The organism is Bradyrhizobium sp. MI1.7 (genome assembly GCF_055811795.1).
Map to the genome: position 1 here is coordinate 31,529 of NZ_JBVVPO010000045.1, position 16,748 is coordinate 48,276.

At 64.9% G+C, this 16,748-nt stretch carries 18 protein-coding genes; 11 read left to right on the forward strand and 7 right to left on the reverse strand.

What is annotated here, in order from left to right; genetic code table 11:
* The first annotated feature begins 129 nt into the window (after positions 1–129).
* Genes AC0L3X_RS31705 through AC0L3X_RS31715 form a run of 3 tightly spaced genes read left to right on the forward strand, consistent with a single transcriptional unit; the run spans position 130 to position 3,930 of the window.
* Positions 130–1,626, forward strand: coding sequence for a DUF4153 domain-containing protein (locus AC0L3X_RS31705; protein WP_063985683.1), 1,497 nt, complete (start codon positions 130–132; stop codon positions 1,624–1,626).
* A 16-nt stretch (positions 1,627–1,642) separates the two neighbouring features.
* Positions 1,643–2,347 carry a response regulator gene (locus tag AC0L3X_RS31710; RefSeq protein ID WP_063985684.1) on the forward strand — a complete coding sequence of 235 codons (705 nt, stop codon included), beginning with the start codon at positions 1,643–1,645 and terminating at the stop codon, positions 2,345–2,347.
* Entirely contained in the window at positions 2,344–3,930 is a 1,587-nt protein-coding gene (locus tag AC0L3X_RS31715; protein WP_231143651.1) for an ATP-binding protein, read from the forward strand. Before AC0L3X_RS31710 ends, AC0L3X_RS31715 begins: the two co-directional genes overlap by 4 nt.
* On the opposite strand, the gene AC0L3X_RS31720 is transcribed toward AC0L3X_RS31715, so the two are convergent.
* A complete protein-coding gene (locus tag AC0L3X_RS31720; protein ID WP_007597071.1) occupies positions 3,927–4,067 on the reverse strand; it encodes a hypothetical protein in 141 nt (46 codons plus the stop codon). The genes AC0L3X_RS31715 and AC0L3X_RS31720 overlap by 4 nt on opposite strands.
* A gap of 79 nt (positions 4,068–4,146) precedes the next feature.
* Between AC0L3X_RS31720 and AC0L3X_RS31725 the strand changes: the two genes are divergently transcribed.
* The 5 genes from AC0L3X_RS31725 to AC0L3X_RS31745 all read left to right on the forward strand — a co-directional run bounded on the left by AC0L3X_RS31725 (position 4,147) and on the right by AC0L3X_RS31745 (position 9,887).
* Positions 4,147–4,716, forward strand: a complete 570-nt coding sequence (locus AC0L3X_RS31725; protein WP_063985686.1) for an alpha-ketoglutarate-dependent dioxygenase AlkB — start codon at positions 4,147–4,149, stop codon at positions 4,714–4,716.
* Positions 4,717–5,043: 327 nt separating this feature from the next.
* On the forward strand, positions 5,044–6,666 hold the full coding sequence (locus AC0L3X_RS31730; RefSeq protein WP_063985687.1) for a flavin monoamine oxidase family protein: 1,623 nt from the start codon (positions 5,044–5,046) through the stop codon (positions 6,664–6,666).
* A gap of 20 nt (positions 6,667–6,686) precedes the next feature.
* A complete protein-coding gene (locus tag AC0L3X_RS31735; protein ID WP_063986717.1) occupies positions 6,687–7,202 on the forward strand; it encodes a hypothetical protein in 516 nt (171 codons plus the stop codon).
* A gap of 143 nt (positions 7,203–7,345) precedes the next feature.
* On the forward strand, positions 7,346–8,278 hold the full coding sequence (locus AC0L3X_RS31740) for an alpha/beta hydrolase (protein WP_063985688.1): 933 nt from the start codon (positions 7,346–7,348) through the stop codon (positions 8,276–8,278).
* Positions 8,279–8,663: 385 nt separating this feature from the next.
* On the forward strand, positions 8,664–9,887 hold the full coding sequence (locus tag AC0L3X_RS31745) for an ABC transporter substrate-binding protein (protein ID WP_166083309.1): 1,224 nt from the start codon (positions 8,664–8,666) through the stop codon (positions 9,885–9,887).
* 271 nt (positions 9,888–10,158) lie between these two features.
* Here the strand turns inward: AC0L3X_RS31745 and AC0L3X_RS31750 are convergent, their stop codons facing one another.
* A complete protein-coding gene (locus tag AC0L3X_RS31750; RefSeq protein ID WP_063985689.1) occupies positions 10,159–11,721 on the reverse strand; it encodes an adenylate/guanylate cyclase domain-containing protein in 1,563 nt (520 codons plus the stop codon).
* 195 nt (positions 11,722–11,916) lie between these two features.
* Between AC0L3X_RS31750 and AC0L3X_RS31755 the strand changes: the two genes are divergently transcribed.
* Complete coding sequence (locus tag AC0L3X_RS31755) at positions 11,917–13,005, forward strand: enolase C-terminal domain-like protein (protein WP_231143652.1); 1,089 nt, start codon at positions 11,917–11,919, stop codon at positions 13,003–13,005.
* Between the two features lie 12 nt (positions 13,006–13,017).
* Here the strand turns inward: AC0L3X_RS31755 and AC0L3X_RS31760 are convergent, their stop codons facing one another.
* Complete coding sequence (locus AC0L3X_RS31760; protein ID WP_063985690.1) at positions 13,018–13,440, reverse strand: RidA family protein; 423 nt, start codon at positions 13,438–13,440, stop codon at positions 13,018–13,020.
* 231 nt (positions 13,441–13,671) lie between these two features.
* Here AC0L3X_RS31760 and AC0L3X_RS31765 point away from each other — a divergent pair, with 231 nt between their 5' ends.
* Positions 13,672–14,145 (forward strand): NUDIX hydrolase, encoded by a 474-nt coding sequence (locus AC0L3X_RS31765; protein WP_063985691.1) that lies wholly within the window; start codon positions 13,672–13,674, stop codon positions 14,143–14,145.
* A gap of 24 nt (positions 14,146–14,169) precedes the next feature.
* Here the strand turns inward: AC0L3X_RS31765 and AC0L3X_RS31770 are convergent, their stop codons facing one another.
* Positions 14,170–14,412 (reverse strand): hypothetical protein, encoded by a 243-nt coding sequence (locus tag AC0L3X_RS31770; RefSeq protein ID WP_063985692.1) that lies wholly within the window; start codon positions 14,410–14,412, stop codon positions 14,170–14,172.
* Between the two features lie 343 nt (positions 14,413–14,755).
* On the opposite strand from AC0L3X_RS31770, the gene AC0L3X_RS31775 reads away from it, so the two are divergent.
* Positions 14,756–15,235, forward strand: coding sequence for a tautomerase family protein (locus AC0L3X_RS31775; protein WP_071909434.1), 480 nt, complete (start codon positions 14,756–14,758; stop codon positions 15,233–15,235).
* Positions 15,236–15,361: 126 nt separating this feature from the next.
* Here AC0L3X_RS31775 and AC0L3X_RS31780 read toward each other — a convergent pair whose 3' ends face one another.
* From AC0L3X_RS31780 to AC0L3X_RS31790, 3 genes are all read right to left on the reverse strand, one after another.
* Positions 15,362–15,607 carry a hypothetical protein gene (locus tag AC0L3X_RS31780; protein ID WP_063986720.1) on the reverse strand — a complete coding sequence of 82 codons (246 nt, stop codon included), beginning with the start codon at positions 15,605–15,607 and terminating at the stop codon, positions 15,362–15,364.
* 11 nt (positions 15,608–15,618) lie between these two features.
* A complete protein-coding gene (locus AC0L3X_RS31785) occupies positions 15,619–16,104 on the reverse strand; it encodes an L-2-amino-thiazoline-4-carboxylic acid hydrolase (protein ID WP_063986719.1) in 486 nt (161 codons plus the stop codon).
* 291 nt (positions 16,105–16,395) lie between these two features.
* The gene (locus tag AC0L3X_RS31790; protein ID WP_473317109.1) at positions 16,396–16,632 is read right to left on the reverse strand and encodes a hypothetical protein; all 237 of its coding nucleotides are present in this window, start codon (positions 16,630–16,632) and stop codon (positions 16,396–16,398) included.
* Between the last annotated feature and the right edge of the window lie 116 nt (positions 16,633–16,748).

Genomic DNA, 16,748 nt, shown 5'->3' on the forward strand with positions numbered 1-16,748 from the left:
CGAGAGGCAAACGCGCGCCTGCACGAAAACTGCAAAAGACTCCTGAAACCGTGCAGACGATGGTCCCGCCTTCTGCACAAGCGCCGTTCAGACTTCGTGATGCCACCCATCACGAAAGGTCATTTGGACATGACGAGCCTGGCTTCGACGATAGCAGCGGAAATCCAGCCGATCAGACATTCCTCGATCCCGGCCAAGGTCGGCCTCGCGCTGGTGCTGGCCGCGCTCGCCGACTGGCTGTTCTACGGCCAGCGGATCGGGCTGTCGCTGACGCTCTTTGCGATCGCGATGGCCTGCGTGTCGGTGCTCTTCAATCATGCGGCCCTGGATCTGCGGCGCACCATGATCGGCACGGCCATTCTTGTCGCCGGCCTCGTCCCGGCCGTCGAGGAGCTCAACATGCTGTCCTTCCTGATCCTCGTCGCATCGCTGACGATCGCGCTGCTGCTCGCGACCAATCCGGAAACGACCGGGTTCGCTGAGCGAGCCCGCGCGCTGCGCAACTTTGTCCTGTTCGGGCCCTTCAGGTTTTTCCTTGAGGCGCTCCAGATCTTCAACATGTCGGCGTTCACCCGCGGCCTCACGCTCTGGCTGATGCCTGCCGTGCTGAGCACCGTCTTCATCGCGCTGTTCGCTGCGGCCAATCCGGTGATCGAGCAGTGGGTGTCCCTGCTCAATCCGAAGCTCATCCTCGAATATATCAGCATCCCGCGCCTGCTGTTCTGGGCCATGATGCTGGCGCTGGTTTGGCCGTTCATCCATGTGCGCTGGCGGCGCAGGACGATTGTCACCACCGCCGTTGCCGACGGCCCCGTGCCGCCCCCGCTCCCGCCCTTGGTCTCGGCCGAATTTCTGAACCCCTCCACCATTCTGCGCTCGCTGATCCTGTTCAACCTGCTGTTCGCCGCGCAGTCCATCCTCGACGGCATCTATCTCTGGGGCCATGTGGCGCTGCCCGACAATTTGACCTATGCGGCCTACGCCCATCGCGGCGCCTATCCGCTGATAGCGACCGCGCTGCTCGCCGCTGCCTTCGTGCTGGTCGCGATGCGCCCGGGCGGGGCGGCCGAGAAATCGAAGGTGATCCGGCCGCTGGTCTATCTCTGGGTCGGGCAGAACGTGCTGCTCGTCGCCTCCTCCATCCTCCGCCTCGATCTCTATGTCGACATCTACATGCTGACCTATTGGCGGATCGCGGCCTTCATCTGGATGGGTCTGGTGGCGCTCGGGCTGGTCCTGATCGTGGCGCGCATCGCGCTCAACCGGTCCAACCAGTGGCTCGTCGGTGCCAATCTGATCGCGCTGGCGATCGTGCTCTATGGCTGCTCGCTCGTGAACTTCGATGCGTTCATTGCCGACTACAATGTCGCCCACAGCCGGGAAGCATCGGGCAAGGGCGTGCAGATCGACATCAACTATCTCCTGACGCTCGGGCCGCAGGCGCTGCCTGCCATCGACAAGGCCATCTTGCTCCGGCCCGGCGCCCCCGAGAGCTGCCTTGTGTCGCGCCGCGACCGCCTTGTAGAACAGCAGCGCCAGGATCTGGCCTGGCGGAGCTGGGGCTTTCGGAGCTGGCGGCTCCAGCGCAGGCTGGACGCGCAGGCGAAGGTTCAGCAGGCAGGCTGAGGAAGCGGAGAGGTTCTTGGCGCATCGCATTCTCATCGTCGACGACGAGGGCCACATCCGCGAGGTCATCCGCGTCGCCCTGAAGAAGGCCGGCATGGACGTGATCGAGGCGCGCGACGGCAAGGAGGCGCTCGCCCGCTTTGCCGCCGACAGGCCCGACCTGATCGTGCTCGACATCGGCATGCCCGAGTTCGACGGGCTCGACGTCTGCCGCGAGGTGCGCAAGACGTCCGACGCGCCGATCCTGTTCCTGTCGGCGCGCGACGAGGAGATCGACCGCATCCTCGGCCTCGAGATCGGCGGCGACGATTACGTGACGAAGCCGTTCAGCCCGCGCGAATTGGTGGCGCGGGTCAACGTCATCCTGCGCCGCCTCAGCCCGCGCAGTGGCGAGGCCAAAGCAAGTCCGGCCGCGCTGTCGCAAGGCGGCCTGCTGATCGATCCCGAGCAGCATGTCGCGACCTTCGCCGGCACGCCGCTGAAGCTGACCGCGATCGAGTTCGGCATTTTGCGCGCGTTCCTGACCCGGCCGACCTCGGTGTTCAACCGCGAGCAGCTGATGCGGGCGGCCTATCAGCTCAACATCCAGGTCTCCGACCGCACCATCGACAGCCACATCCGCAACATCCGCGCCAAGCTCGCGGCGTTGAATTGCGAGAACGTGATCGAGACCATCCACGGCGTCGGCTTCAAGCTCGGCCGCTGCGAGAAAGAGGCATGAGCGCAGCGCCCGACAAATGGCGGCCGTCGCTCACCCTCGTGATTTTCACGGTGCTGGCGACCGTCGGCGTGCTGCCGCTGGTCGGCCTGTTCTTCTTCCGCCTCTACGACAACCAGCTGATCCGCCAGACCCAGGCCGAGCTGATCGCGCAGAGCCGCGTGCTTGCGACGATCTATGCGCAGGAGGTCACGGCGCGGCTCGACAGCGGCCTGACGCTCGGCGCCGAGGTGCCGCCCAACGTGCTGCCCGACCCCGGCGACCAGGTCACCCCGATCCGTCCCGCGCTCGACCTCACCGCCAACGATCTCTTGCGGCGGCGACCCGATGCGCAAGCCGCGCCGCAAGCAGCGCAGCCAGCCTATGTCGAGATCGGCGCAAGACTGACGCCGATCATCCGCGAGACCCAGAAGGTGACGCTGGCGGGCTTTCGCATCCTCGATCCGCAGGGCGTGGTGATCGCCGGGCGGCAGGAGGTCGGGCAGTCGCTCGCCCATATCGAGGAGGTCGCGGACGCGCTGCACGGGCAATACCGCGCCACCTTGCGCAACCGCGTGCCGGACAAGCCGCCGCCGCCAATCTATTCCTTCAGTCGCGGCCTCGGCGTGCACGTGTTCTCGGCGATGCCCGTCATCGTCAACAACCGCGTTGCCGGGGTGATCTACACCACGCGGACGCCAAGCAACATCTTTGACCATCTCTACCAGGAGCGGGCCAAGTTCGTGCTGGCGGGGCTCGCCGTGATCCTGGGCACCATCGCGATCGGCCTCGTATTCTCGCGCACCATCACGCTGCCGATGCGCGAGCTGATCGACCGCGCCGCGCGGATCGGCCGCGGCGACCGCGAGGCGTTTCGGCCGCTCCGGCACTACGGCACCCGCGAGTTCGCCCAGCTCTCGCACAGCTTTCTCGGCATGGCGGAACAGTTGGCGCGGCGCTCCGACTATATCGCGACGTTCTCGGCCCACCTCACCCACGAGCTGAAATCGCCGCTGACCTCGATCAAGGGCGCGGCCGAGCTGTTGCAGGATTCGTTTCAAGGAAAGCCGGAAGGCCTGACCCCTGCCGAGCAGAAGACGTTCATCGCCAACATCCTGTCGGACACGCAGCGGCTGGAGGCGATGGCGCAGCGGCTGCGCGAACTCGCCCGCGCCGAGAGCCTGCCGCAGAACGAGCGCACCGAGCTTGCGCCCGTGATCGCCGACCTCCGGAGCCGGTTTCCGGCCAGCTCAATCGAGGCCAGCGGCCGCCTCGACCGGGCGATCGGCATGTCCGGCGAGAAGGCATTGATCGTGCTGTCGCATCTCGCCGACAACGCGATGCGGCACAGAGCGAGGACCATCAGGCTGGAGGCGGAGGACGAGCGGACGACCCTGCTTGTGACGGTCAGCAATGACGGCGAGCCGATTTCGGCGCCGAACCGCGACAGGATATTTGATGCGTTCTTCACCACCCGCCGCGACCAGGGCGGCACCGGGATGGGGCTGGCGATCGCGCGCGCGGTGATGGCGAGCCATGGCGGCTCGATCAGGCTCAAGCCGACCGACGAGGGCGCGGCCTTCGAGCTCCAGTTTCCGATCGCCTAGATCGCGAACACCCAGGCGGCGACGATGGTGCCGATGGTGACCAGACCGGCGATGGTCCAGCCGGCGGCATATTCCAGCTCAGGATGACCAGTCGCCCGCATGATCTCTGCCGGATCGGCGGTATGCTTCTCTGCCATGACAGCCTCGCACGTTTTTTTCCGTGTCCTATGTAAGTCGCTTCAGCCGCCAATAGGTTCCATCACGGAAATGCGAGCAATGACGCAGCTAGGTCTATTCGCCGACCCGCAAGCCGGCCCTGCGGGGCTTCGCTATACCGATGACTTCGTCGAGGCCGCCGTCGAGCAGGACTTGATCGGCCGCATCGCAGCATTGCCGCTGCAGCGCTTCCAGTTTGGTGCCTTCGAGGGCAACCGCCGGGTGGCGTCGTTCGGCTATCGCTATGACTATTCGCTGCAACGGCTGGCCGAGGCGGAGCCGATCCCGGACTGGGTCCTGCCCGTCGCGCGGCAGGTCGAGGCCTGGGCGGGCCTCGCCGCCGGCAGCGTCCGGCAGGTGCTCTGCACCGAATATGACACCGGCGTCGGCATCGGCTGGCACCGCGACAAGCCGCATTTCAAGGAGATCCTCGGCCTGTCGCTGGGCTCGCCGTGCAAATTCCGCTTCCGCCGCCGCAGCGGCGACAAATGGGAGCGCCACGCGCTCGAAGCCCTGCCGCGCTCGCTCTACCTGATGGACGGCGAGGCGCGGTCGCGATGGGAGCACAGCATCCCACCGGTCGAGGCACGCCGCTATTCGATCACCTTCCGGACCATGAAGCGGGTGTAACGGCCGGTCCAAAACTAAAACTGCGAAAACAACCCCATGCACAGTAGAACGCGCGGCCGGCATGCGGCCGCGGTCGCGCGCCGCAACCGTTTGACACGTCGGACCAAAACAGCCGCACCGCGCAATCGCCGCGCGGTTCGCGGATTTTCCCCTCAGTCGCGGGCCAAGGGCAAGATGTCGGGCGGAAGAGAAGCCGCCACTCGACTCTCCGCAAGATTGTAAGTTAATCTCGCTTCTATCGGCCGGTCCATTTTTAGCCGATGTTGCAGCATTTCAGGGCGCCGCACGGCGCCTCCCGGCAGAAGACATTTTCAAGGGAAGCTCGCGATGCGTTCGCTGTTTGCGCGGCTGCACCGGCGTTACGGGCCCAGGATTTCGGGGGCGGAGCGCCAGCGGCGGGTCAAGGACAAGCTCGCCCTTCAGCCCACCCCGCCCACAATCCGCTCACCCACCGCGCTCCGCGCGCTGGCGGTGCGACGCCCGAAAGTCGCGATCATCGGCGGCGGCTTCGCCGGCCTGATGGCGGCCTCCGAGCTCGTCGCCCATTGCGAGGTGACGCTGTTCGAGGCCCGCGACCGCTTCGGCGGCCGGGTTCTCAGCAAGAAGAAGCCGAGCGGGATCGTCGAGGCCGGCGGCGAGCTGATCGGCTACAATCATCCGCTCTGGCTGAAATATGCCAAGCGGTTCGAGCTCGGCCTCTCCGTCATCACCTCGGACACCAATTTCGACGCGCTCGAGCTCGACATGCCGGTGTTTCTCGACGGCCACAAGCTCTCCGACGGCCAGATGAAGCGGGTCTATCACGAGATGGACGATGCTTTCGGCAAGCTCAGTCGGTGGGCCGGCAGGGTCAAGCCTGACAAGCCCTGGCGCGCCAAGGGCGCAAGGAAGCTCGACGCCAGGACGATTGCGGAGTGGATCGCCAGCCTCGACTGCTCGAAGCTCACCAAGCACGCCATGGAGGAGCAGTTCTCCAACGACGCCGGCCAGCCGACCACCAAGCAGAGCCTTCTTGCTAATCTGGCCGTCGTCGCGGGCGGACGGATGAAGGACCAGATCGACGCCTTCTTCACCCAGACCGAGACTTTGCGCTGCTCGGAAGGCAATCAGGAGCTCGCCATTCGTCTCGCGCAGGACATCGAGGACAAGGGCGCCAGCACCCACCTGTCGACGCCGGTGCGCGCCATCCGCATCGACAGCGAAGGCGTGACCCTGGAGTTCAGCCCCTGCGGCAACGGGACGGCACGCGCGTCCTTCGCCGCCGATTATGCCGTGCTCGCGATACCCCCGAGCCTGTGGCCGGACTCGCCCAACGCCAAGATCACGATCACGCCCCACCTGCCGCACGACTACTACGTCACGATGGGGACGGCGGTGAAATATCTCAGCCCGCTCAAGAAGCGCTTCTGGATCGGCGAGGGCCTCGCCCCGACGGCCATCTCGAACCAGTTCGGTGTCACCTGGGAAGGGACGGACAACCAGATCGCCCCGCCGGATCATCCGGTCGAGCTCAGCCTGTTCGCCGGCGCCGACGTCGCTGCGGAAGCTCTCAAGCATTACCAGCCCGGTGACCAGACGCAGGTCGACGCGTTCTACGCGCAGCAGATCGGCAGCGTCTACAAGGGCTATGTCGCCCATCTGGCCGATCAGCCGGAGTTCATGGCCTGGCCGCGCGACGAATGGACCGCCGCCGGCTACTCCTGTCCCGCCCCCGGCGAGGTGTGCCTCGCCGGGCCGCTGCTGGCCAAGGGCTTCGAGGACCGCCTGTTCTTTGCCGGCGAGCACACCTGCTTTGCGTATTTCGGTTACATGGAAGGCGCTCTCCAGTCCGGCCAGACGGCAGCGGCGGCGATCATCAAGGCCATCGACAAGCAGCCTGAAGCGAATGGCTCTGCCCGGACTAGCAATTCTGTCATAGGTTCGGGACGCCTTGCGGCGGCGAAGCCGTGACCGGAGAGGAAGCGACGCGAATGACATTCACGAGAAGGGCCCGATCCAGGATTTGGGCCCGCATCATCTCCGCGCTCGCTTTTGCCGGCGCCTTCAACGTCGCCGGAGCCTCGGGGGCAACGCCTGCAAAAGTCTCGGGCTCGACGGCGCTGGCGCTCGCGGGCGTGATCGCGCCGCTGTCGCCGGACCTGACCGGCGCCGAGAGGAAGGCGGTGGCGATGCTGTTCGCCGCCAATGCCGAGATTCCCTACAAGAAGCCGATCGTGGTGACCGTGGACAGAATCGTCTGCCGCACCGGCAATGTCGACATCACGCTACGCAATTGCGAGCTGACCTTCGGCAAGAAGAGCAGGACCGTGAACGGCTCGACGGCCAATGAAATTTTCGCGACAGAAGCGCTCGCTGGCATTCCGCCCGATGGTGCGGCGGGATCGAGCTTCGAGAGCCTGAGCAAGCTGAGCTGCACGATCGACCCCAATGCCATCCGTCGCAAGGATGGCAGCGGAGCCGACTGCACGTTCCAGCCGGGGAATTGAACCGCGCATGGGCAAGAACATGGGCAAGAAACCGGGTGCCGTGAAATCGCCTCAAGACGAACTAACTAATAAGGCGAATTGAAAAGACAGGTCAAACGCGCGAACCCATATCGGGCACGCAGGGCCGGCACCAACATACCAACATGAAGAATTATCTCGCTTTCTTCCTCATCCTGGGCATGACGGCAGCCTCCGCACACGGTCCGTCGCCCGCGCGGCTCACGGGGCCGTCCAATCTCGTCCGGGTGGGCCTCACCGACAACGACACGACCGCCGGCGGCACCGCGCGCCTGTGCGAGCAGATCTCCTTCTCGCGCGGGCTGCGCTACGGCGACAGCGAGGCCAATGTGCTCGACGTCGCCACCAGCAGCGAGACCAAGGCGGATACGCCCCGGCCCGTGCTGCTGTTCGTGGGGGGCGACACCTTTACCGGCGATCGCGGCGCGCCGGACCTGTCCCGCGAGATCCAGGACCAGGCGATGTGCTTTGCCGCGCGCAACGGCATGATCGGCGTGCGCGTCAACTATCGCTTTGCGCCTGCGGCGACCTGGCCGATGGGTGCAACCGACGTCGCGGCGGCGCTATCCTGGGTCCACGGCAATATCGACCTGTTCAATGGCGATGCCCGCGAGATCGTCGCGGTCGGCTACGGCGCCGGCGCCTTCCATGTCGCCACCTTGCTGGCGCATCCCGAATTCCAGACCGACCGCGCCGATGTCGCCGCCGTCGTGCTGGTGTCCGGGATCTACCGCGCGGGCAAGGACGCGAGCGACAGCGAGAAGGCCTATCTTGGCACTGACCCCACCCAATACGACAAGCGGTCGGTCTTCCCCGGCATCCTCAACGTCGACGCGCCGATCGTGCTGGCCTGGGCCGCGAACGATCCCGCGAACCTCGTGGCGCAGGGCGAGACCTTGAAGAAGACCCTCTGCGGCGCCGGCCACTGCCCGCGCAGCACGCTGCTGCGCAGCCGCGACGGCATCGCCGCCGCCTTCGGCCTCGACGGCTCCGGCGACAGCCTCGCCGAACCGACCCTGCTGCTGGTGCATCAGCTCGAGGCGCGGGAGCTGCCGTAGCAGTGCGTTACGGGCGGCGTGCCGATCCACTCGCACCTTTTGCTGAGCTACCCCTCTCCCCCGCCCTCCCCCGCAAGGGGGGAGGGAGCGCAGCGGAGCACGTGGCCACGCTGTGCCCTCATCGCCGACGCGCTAATGAATGGAGTCACTCGCCAAACGAAAGGTGCGTTCCCTCCCCCCTTGCGGGGGAGGGTTAGGGAGAGGGGTGCCACATGGCAAGCTCTGTCGATTGATGGCCCGTCAACACGGCTGTCGTTTCGTTCGCGATGCGTCGCCTTGAAGCGGGCGATCAAGCCACAGCTTTGACAAACGCTTGACGTAGATCAAGCGGACTTGGTGCGGATTGAGCCGACCTCTTGGAGGGGCCAATATCAAGGTATCGAGCATGCGCGTCATCGGCAGGATGCTGTTCGTTTCGATGATCGCTATCGCGTCGCTTGGCGCGATGTCCCAGCAACACGCAGAACAACCCGCGAGCGGCGATGAAATCCGCATCGGCAATGTCATGCCGTATTCGGGACCGCTCTCGGAGTTCGGCGCCATCGGCCAGGCGGAGGCCGCCTATTTCGACATGATCAACGCGCGCGGCGGCATCAACGGCCGCAAGATCCGCTTCATCACGCGCGACGACAATTCCGATCCGGCCACCGCGCTGGAGCTGACGCGCAACCTGGTCGAGAAGGACGACGTGCACCTGATGTTCGGCTCGTTCGGCACGCCCGGCAATATCGCCACGCGCTGGTACCTGAACGAGAAGAGAATCCCGCAGCTGTTCGTCGCCTCCGGCGACGAGGAGCTGAGCCAGGCCAAGGCGTTTCCCTGGACCATGGGTTGGCAGCCCTCATTCCGGTCGGAGGGGCGCATCTATGCCAACTATATCCAGGCCTATTACCCCAAGAAGAAGATCGTGGTGCTCTGGCAGAACGACCAGTTCGGACGCATGCTCTACAGGGGCATCCAGGAAGGTCTTGGCGACCTGAACCGCCTCGTGCTCGTCGACATCGCCTTCGACATTGCCGATGAGCATCTCGAAGGGCATGTCTCGATCCTCAAGCGCGCGGGCGCGGATATTTTCGTCTTCCTCGGCGTGCCGTCGACGGCGTCCAAGGTGATCAAGCTGGCGGCGTCACTCAAATGGCGCCCGGTCATCATCGTCAACGACGCCTCCGCCTCGATCGCCAACGCGATGGCGCCCGCGGGCCTGGAGAATTCGTCCGGCGTGATCTCGGCGGCCTTCCTGAAGGATCCGAGCGACCCCGCATGGAAGAACGACCCCGCCATGAAGGACTGGTTCGCCTTCATGGACAAGTACCATCACGTCGAAAGCACCAACAACAGCGCCGCGGTCTACGGCTACGGCGCAGCCGAGGCGCTGACACAGGTGCTGAAGCAATGCGGCGACGACCTGTCGCGCGAGAACATCATGCGTCAGGCGGCTTCGCTGAGGGATCAGCAGCCCTCCGTTGCCTTGCCCAACATCAGGATGAGCACCTCGCCCAACAGCTACCTGCCGATCAAGCAGATGCGGCTTGTCCAGTTCGACGGCCGTTCCTGGCAGCCTTTTGGCGATGTGATCGAGACCGCGTTCACGGAAGGGGCGGCGCGGTAGGCTTCACGTGGACCTTTTGCTGGCCCACCTACCCGCTGACGCGGGACTTCACCTTTCGCGTTGTAAGAGGTCGGCGCTTACCCTCCCCTGGAGGGGTCCGGGACGAGCGTAGCTCGCCCGTGGGTCGGCTCATGTTGAGCGAAGCGAGACATGAGACGGGGTGGGGTGACGGTCTATCCTCATTGAACACTGCCCGCGTGGAGAGATCACCCCACCCCGCTCGCGCTGCGCGCGATCGACCCTCCCCCTCCAGGGGAGGGTAAGAGCACCCTCACGCCGGCTTGAGCGCGGCCAGCGCGTTTTCCAGCAGCGAGCGGACGCGCGCGGCATCGCCTGACTTCACCACGGCAGGGTCGAGATACAGCTCGAGGCCGGGCGCGCGCTCGGTGATGACACCGCTCTTCTCCGCCGCCGCGTCGTTGAGCGCGTCGACCGAATAGGGAATGATTTCGCGGCTGATGCCCTTCATCGTGATCGCGGGCAGCGCGTGCGCGCGGACGATGTCGCTGACCAACGCAAAGGTCTCGTAGCTCAGCACGATGCCGCCGGGCTCGGCGATCGATTGCAGGCGCGCGGCGAGGTTCGCTTCGGCGCCGATGATCGTATAATCCATGCGGTCGCTGCTGCCGAAATTGCCGACATTGCAATAGCCGGAATTGATGCCCATCCGCGAGCGGAACGGCTGCTCGATGCCGGAGGCGCGCCACTTCGCATTGAGCTCGGCAAGACGCTGCTGCATCCGCCAGGCCATCTGGAGGCAGGCCTCAGCGTCCGCACGGTCGCCCCTGGTCTCGGGGTCGCCGAAGAAGATCAGCATGGCATCGCCGATGAATTTGTCGATGGTGCCGCCATATTCATGGGCGATCGCCGACATCTCGGTGAAGTATTCGTTGAGGAGCTGGGTCAGCAGCTCCGGCTGCAGCCGCTCGGCGGTCGCCGTAAAATTCTGGATGTCGGAGAAGAAGATCGTCAGCTTCTTGCGCTCGGTGTGGATGGTGACGTCCTTCTGGCCGCTGAAGATGCTCTTGTAGACCTGCGGCGGGATGTAGCGCGAGATCTTCATCGACAGCGAAGCCAGGAAGTCGTTGGCGGATTCGAGCTCCTTGTTCATGCCCTTGATGCGGCCGGCCTGGCGGCGCTGGAGCGAGAGGAACGACAGGCCGCAGCCCGCGGCGATCAGGAAATAGGCCAGCAGGAACTTGAACGAGAAGATGTTGGCGGCGATCGGCTGCGCGATGATCACCTCCTGGATGCCTCTGATGTCGCCGACCTTCCAGTCCTTCTTCGGGCTCTCGGGGTGGCTGTTGTGGCAGCTGACGCAGGCCGGGCCCATCGTGACGGGCGCGACCAGCCGGACCTTGTCGGAGAACAGCGAGGTCTCGGTCTCGACGATCTTCTGCTCGGGGTCCTTCCGAAGCGCGTCGAGCGCGTCCTTCTCGAACTTGTCGAGCTGGTGCGCGGCGCGGTTCTGGAACGGGAAGTCCGAGACGAAGCGGTAGGTGATGTTCTCCTGCTGCGCGCCGATCACCCGTCCGAGCTCCAGCGACAGCGTCGCCGGGATCGGGATCGCACCGGGGACGGATTCGTAATTGTGCACGACCCTGGTGGTGCCGTTTGGGTTAGCCAGGATGCGGCCGACGACGTTGGACGCATAGTAGCTGCGCACGCTCGTGATCACCGAGTTGAGGTCGGCGGCCTGCCGGCGCAGCGCGGTCTTGCTGAGGTCGGTCAGGTCCAGCCACACCGCGACCGGCAAAGCGAGCAGGAGCAAGGCGATCACGGCCCCCGTGAGGATGCCGCTCTTGCGCTGTTCTTCGGAGATCTCTTGTTTCACCCTGTGGCTCCGTCGTGTGCGATCTTGTCGCAAACCCCGGGAATTCGCGGCAAGAGCTTGCGGCGGCACAGAGCCCGCAAATGCGAGACCGCGCAACCCCATTTCATGGTGGGTCGCAGCAAATGGCTTTTCGTTTCATGGCGAATGTTTAAGATCGGCATTAACCTGCATTCACTCCGCCCGGAGATCCTCCATATGACCGAGACCATCCGCATCACGCGCTTCAATGCGCGCCCCGTGATCGTGCCGATGAATTTGCCGCTCAAGACCTCGACCGGCACGGTCGCAAAGGCGCCGCTGGTGCTGATCGACTGCGAGACCGACCAGGGCGCGGTGGGGCATGCCTATCTGTTCTCGATCACGCCTTCGGCCTTGAAGCCGCTGACGACGATGGTCGCGGAAATGTCTGAGCTCGTCGCCGGCGACGAGCTGCTGCCGTTCGAGATCGAGCGCAAGCTGACCCAGCGCTTCACCCTGCTCGGCCTCGCCGGCCTGCAGCGGCTGGCGCAATCCGGCATCGACATGGCGGCATGGGACGCGCTGGCGCGTAGCAAGGGCTTGCCGCTGGCGCGCCTGCTCGGCGGTGCGCCGAAGCCGGTCAGGGCCTACAATTCGAAGGGGCTCGGCATCATGCCGGCGGGCGCCGCGGTGGACGAGGCCCACAAGCTGCTGGCCGAAGGTTTTCACGCCGCAAAGATCCGCGTCGGCCGGCCCGATGCGCGGGAGGATCTCGCCGTGGTACGCGCGGTGCGCAAGGCCGTCGGCGATCAGGTCACGCTGATGTGCGACTACAACCAGGCCCTGACGGTCACCGAAGCCATCCGCCGCGGCGAGATGCTCGACGACGAGGGGCTGACCTGGATCGAGGAGCCGATCCGCCACGACGATTACGAGGGCAACGCCCGCATCGCGGATGCGCTGCGCACGCCGGTCCAGATCGGAGAGAATTTTGACAGTGCCTTCTCGATGCAATCAGCGCTGTCCGCGGAAGCCTGCGACTACGTGATGCCGGATGTCCAGCGCATCGGCGGCGTCACCGGCTGGCTCCGCGCCGCCGCGCTCGCGCAGGCCGCCGGCATCGAGATGTCGACGCACCTGTTCTCGGAGGTCAGCGCGCACCTGCTCTGCGTGACACCGACCGCGCACTGGCTGGAATATGTCGACTGGGCCGACGCGGTGCTGGCGACACGATTGCAAATCAAGGACGGCTTTGCCCTGCCGGGCGAGGAGCCCGGCAACGGGATCGCGTGGGACGAGGCGGCGGTGAAGAAGTATCTCGTCTGATAAGACCGCCTCTTACGACCGAACAGCGGCAATCATACTCAGCTCGACGGGAGCGCCCCGCGGCAACTCGGCGACGCCGACAGACGTGCGCGTGTGACGACCGCGATCGCCCAAGCGCTCGATCAGCCGGTCGGAGGCCCCATTCATGACTTGCGACTGCTGGGTAAATCCAGGCGCTGAAGCAATGTATCCAACGAGCTGCAGGACCTGGACGATCCTGTCCTCTCCGCCTGTTGCGTGGTTGATGGCCGAAATGCAGAGATCGGCGCAGAGAGCAGCGGCCTCCTGCGCGGCCGCGATATCGACATTTGCGCCGACCTTGCCCGCATACAGCAGGTCCTCACCGCGACGCGGCAGCTGACCACTGACATACGCAATTCCACCATGGATGATCACCGGCAAATAGTTGCCGCCGGGCTTGTTCACGCTGTTCATCTCGAAAACCTGCCTTCTCGTCACGTCCGGCGAAGCGACACGTTTTGCCGAACGCCGCAAATTGTATCTCACCAGGCTCGTCGCCCTAATGGAGGACCGGACAATGGCAGGCGGCGAGTCACGGATCAAGGCTGCGAAGCATTTGCATGCCGAAGGCAGTGCGCATCCGGCCCGACAAGGTCTCGCCACCGCGCATTGCGTAGCGGCGGCGGGCACGATAACGATGCCCCCATGTCCACATGGCGGCCCCACCCTCACATCCGCGTCGTCGCGCTCGGCCTGCACTGGCGGGACGGGCGGCTGCTGGCGGCCGAGGTGCGTGACGATGCGGGGCGGATCAAGGGCGTGCGCCCGCTCGGCGGCGAGATCGAGTTCGGCGAGAGCTGGCGAGCGGCGCTCGTGCGGGAATTTTGCGAAGAGCTCGGCGTGGACATCACCATCACGGGCGAGCCGCTGGTGATGGAGAACATTTTTATGCACGAGGGATCGACCGGGCATGAGGTGATGTTCATCGCGGAGGTCGCGCTTCCAGACGGCGCGTTCAGCGGCCAGGACCGCATCGATTTCCGCGAGGATAACGGGGAGCAGATCGTCGCGCGATGGTTCGACCTTGCCGATCTCGACGTGCAGGGCGGACCGAACCTCTATCCGAACGGGTTGAAGGATGTGCTGCTCCGGCGGAAGGTTTCTACTCCGTCACCCTGAGGACGTCGCTGTCTCCACATCGTGCTACCAAACCTCCGCGCCGGGGATTTTCTTGCGCACCGCCATGCGCTGGATCCAGATGCAGCGACGGACGGATCTGTTGGAGCGGCCGACGGCGGATATCCCCTCGCCGGCCTGAAGCAGCGGCGCGATGTTCGCGCGCAGCGCCCGGCAGCGCTGGAGCTCGGCCTGCCAGTCGATCACCGCTGCATCCGCGCATGACGCCATCAGCGCCAGCACAGCCATTGCAAGACAGGTCGCCCGCATCGTTCGCATTCCTTTCACTGTGATCCCCCCGCGTCGCGCCGGTAGCGGAAGTCGCAATGGCTCGCGCGCCTTGCATGATGGTCTGCGCCCGCGTCAGCTTGACGTCGGGGCCGGCCCCTTCCGCAGTCGCAAAGTCGGAAGTGCAGACAAAGGAGAAAAGCCGAGCTCCGGCTCGCCCAGCTGTGGCGGCCCAACAAGGCTGAGCCAACGCAGACGTGATTCAGCGGTTACCGCGGATCGCCAGATCCTGAAGAGTCGACGGCGCAGTCAGTGATATTATCCCCATCATACCAAATGCTGCGCGGGCTTCCCTAAGGACCAGCCAACGTCAAGGAGAACTCGAGTGCCGTTGTGGAAAGTCTATCACCCCGTCGGGGCCTACTCGGCTCATGACAAGAAGGAATTCGCAGAGAAGGTCACCGCAATGTATGCGAGGATTCCCATCCCGAAATTCTACGCCGTGATGATCTTCGAGGAAGTCGCCGCAGGTTCGGTCTATGTCGGCGGAGCTTCGCACGAGAAATTCGTCCGCTTCAAGATCGACCACATGGCGAGGACGATGCCCGGCCCCGTCATCAGGGAATGGTGGGTGAAAGCAGTCGACAAGTTGATCGCGCCCTACGTCAAGGACCGGGGATACGACTGGGAGGTCACCATCGACGAGCTACCGGCCGACCTTTGGTCGATTCAGGGGCAAATTCCGCCGCCATTCGAATCCCACGCCGAAAAAAGATGGGTCAAGGAGAACCGCCCGAGTTCGTATGACCTCCAGGAAAAGCTGCCGGTCGGAGCCCTGTTCAAGCCGGGCGTGTCCGCCGGCTGAGGCGACGCCCGCAAGACTGTCGATCGACGCAAGACGCCGCTCCGCAGGGCGGACCGAGCCTCTATCCGACAGGACTGAAGGACCTGCTGCTCCGGCAGAAGAGCCAGTCCACCTGACGGGCGCCTGCTACCACGCCTCCGCGCCGGGGATTTTCTTTCGCACCGCGATGCGCTGGATCCAGACGCAGCGACGGACGGATCTGTTGGAGCGGCCGACGGCGGATATTCCCTCGCCGGCCTGAAGCAGCGGCGCCACGTTCTGCCGCAGCACGCGGCAGCGCTGGAGCTCGGCCTGCCAGTCGATGATCGCCGCGTCGGCGCATGACGCCATCAGCGCCAGCATTGCCATGGCAAGGCAGCTTGCCCGCATCATTTGCATTCCCTTCACTGTGATCCCCCGGCGTCGCGCCGGTAGCGAAAATCGCAATGGCTGGCGCCCTGCATGATCGTCTGCGTGCGCGTGAGCCTGACGTCGGGACCAAACCCTTCCGCGGTCGCGAAATCGGCAGTGCAGACCAGGAGGAAGCCGAGCTCCGGTTCGCCCAGTGCCTTGTAGAACTCGGCATAGGCGCATCGCGTCACGTCGAACGCGAAGGTGTCAGCCGTCTGCTCGACGATGTCATAGGCGAGCGCGTCGTCGCGGGCATAGGTCTTGAACGCCGACGAGACGGCCTTGCCGAGATCGGTCTTGTTCTCGGTCTCGTTCTTCGTTTTCCAGAACTCCTCGCCGAAGCCGCGATAGAGATCGCCGAGCGCCTTGCGCACCAGCGCGTTGGCGCGCGCCTCGCCGAGCTCGGCCTGCAATGCCTTGACCAGCGGCACCAGCACCTGCGCCTGGATCTTTGCTTGCTCGATGACGGAAACGCTCATGGGCAGCCTCGCTCGTCTCTCGTTGCTGCGACTCTTTGGCCCTGTGACCTGGCACACATTTGCGACCATCTTAAGGTTGTATGATAGCCCAGCATAACCGAAGCCGGCCAGGCGCCCGACATCCATTTTGATGATCTCATTTTCGAGCACGAAGAAGGAAGCAATGCTTCGCTCAGTTCGCAGGGCTCGCCGATTTCCCGACCGCATATTTGCCCGAACCGCAAGTTGAAAATCACGATCGATTCACGCAGATCCGTTCAGTATCCGGCCCGGCCAACAACGTAGGGCCGATCAATGTTCGTAGTCGGCACGCGCGCATGAGCGCGCGTGAACGATGTTGTCATGCCCGGCATCGGGCGGATCACGAGACGCGATCGGGATCACGAGGCGCAATAGCGCAGGACTCACCTGCCCGGACAACCGGCCCGGGGAAATGCCGGCATCGACAGTTGCAGCACCGCGAGGGATCACCATGGACGAGCCCAAACCACTCACCAGTGCATTCACCAAGACCGCGAATTTCTCCATCCACGAGGTCGACGAGGTGTTCAGGGACGCGGCGCCCCCCCCCCCGGGGGGCGCCCCGCCCGCGGGGCGGGCGCCCGGGCCCCTGACCCCCCACCACCGGCCCCGGGGGGGCGGGA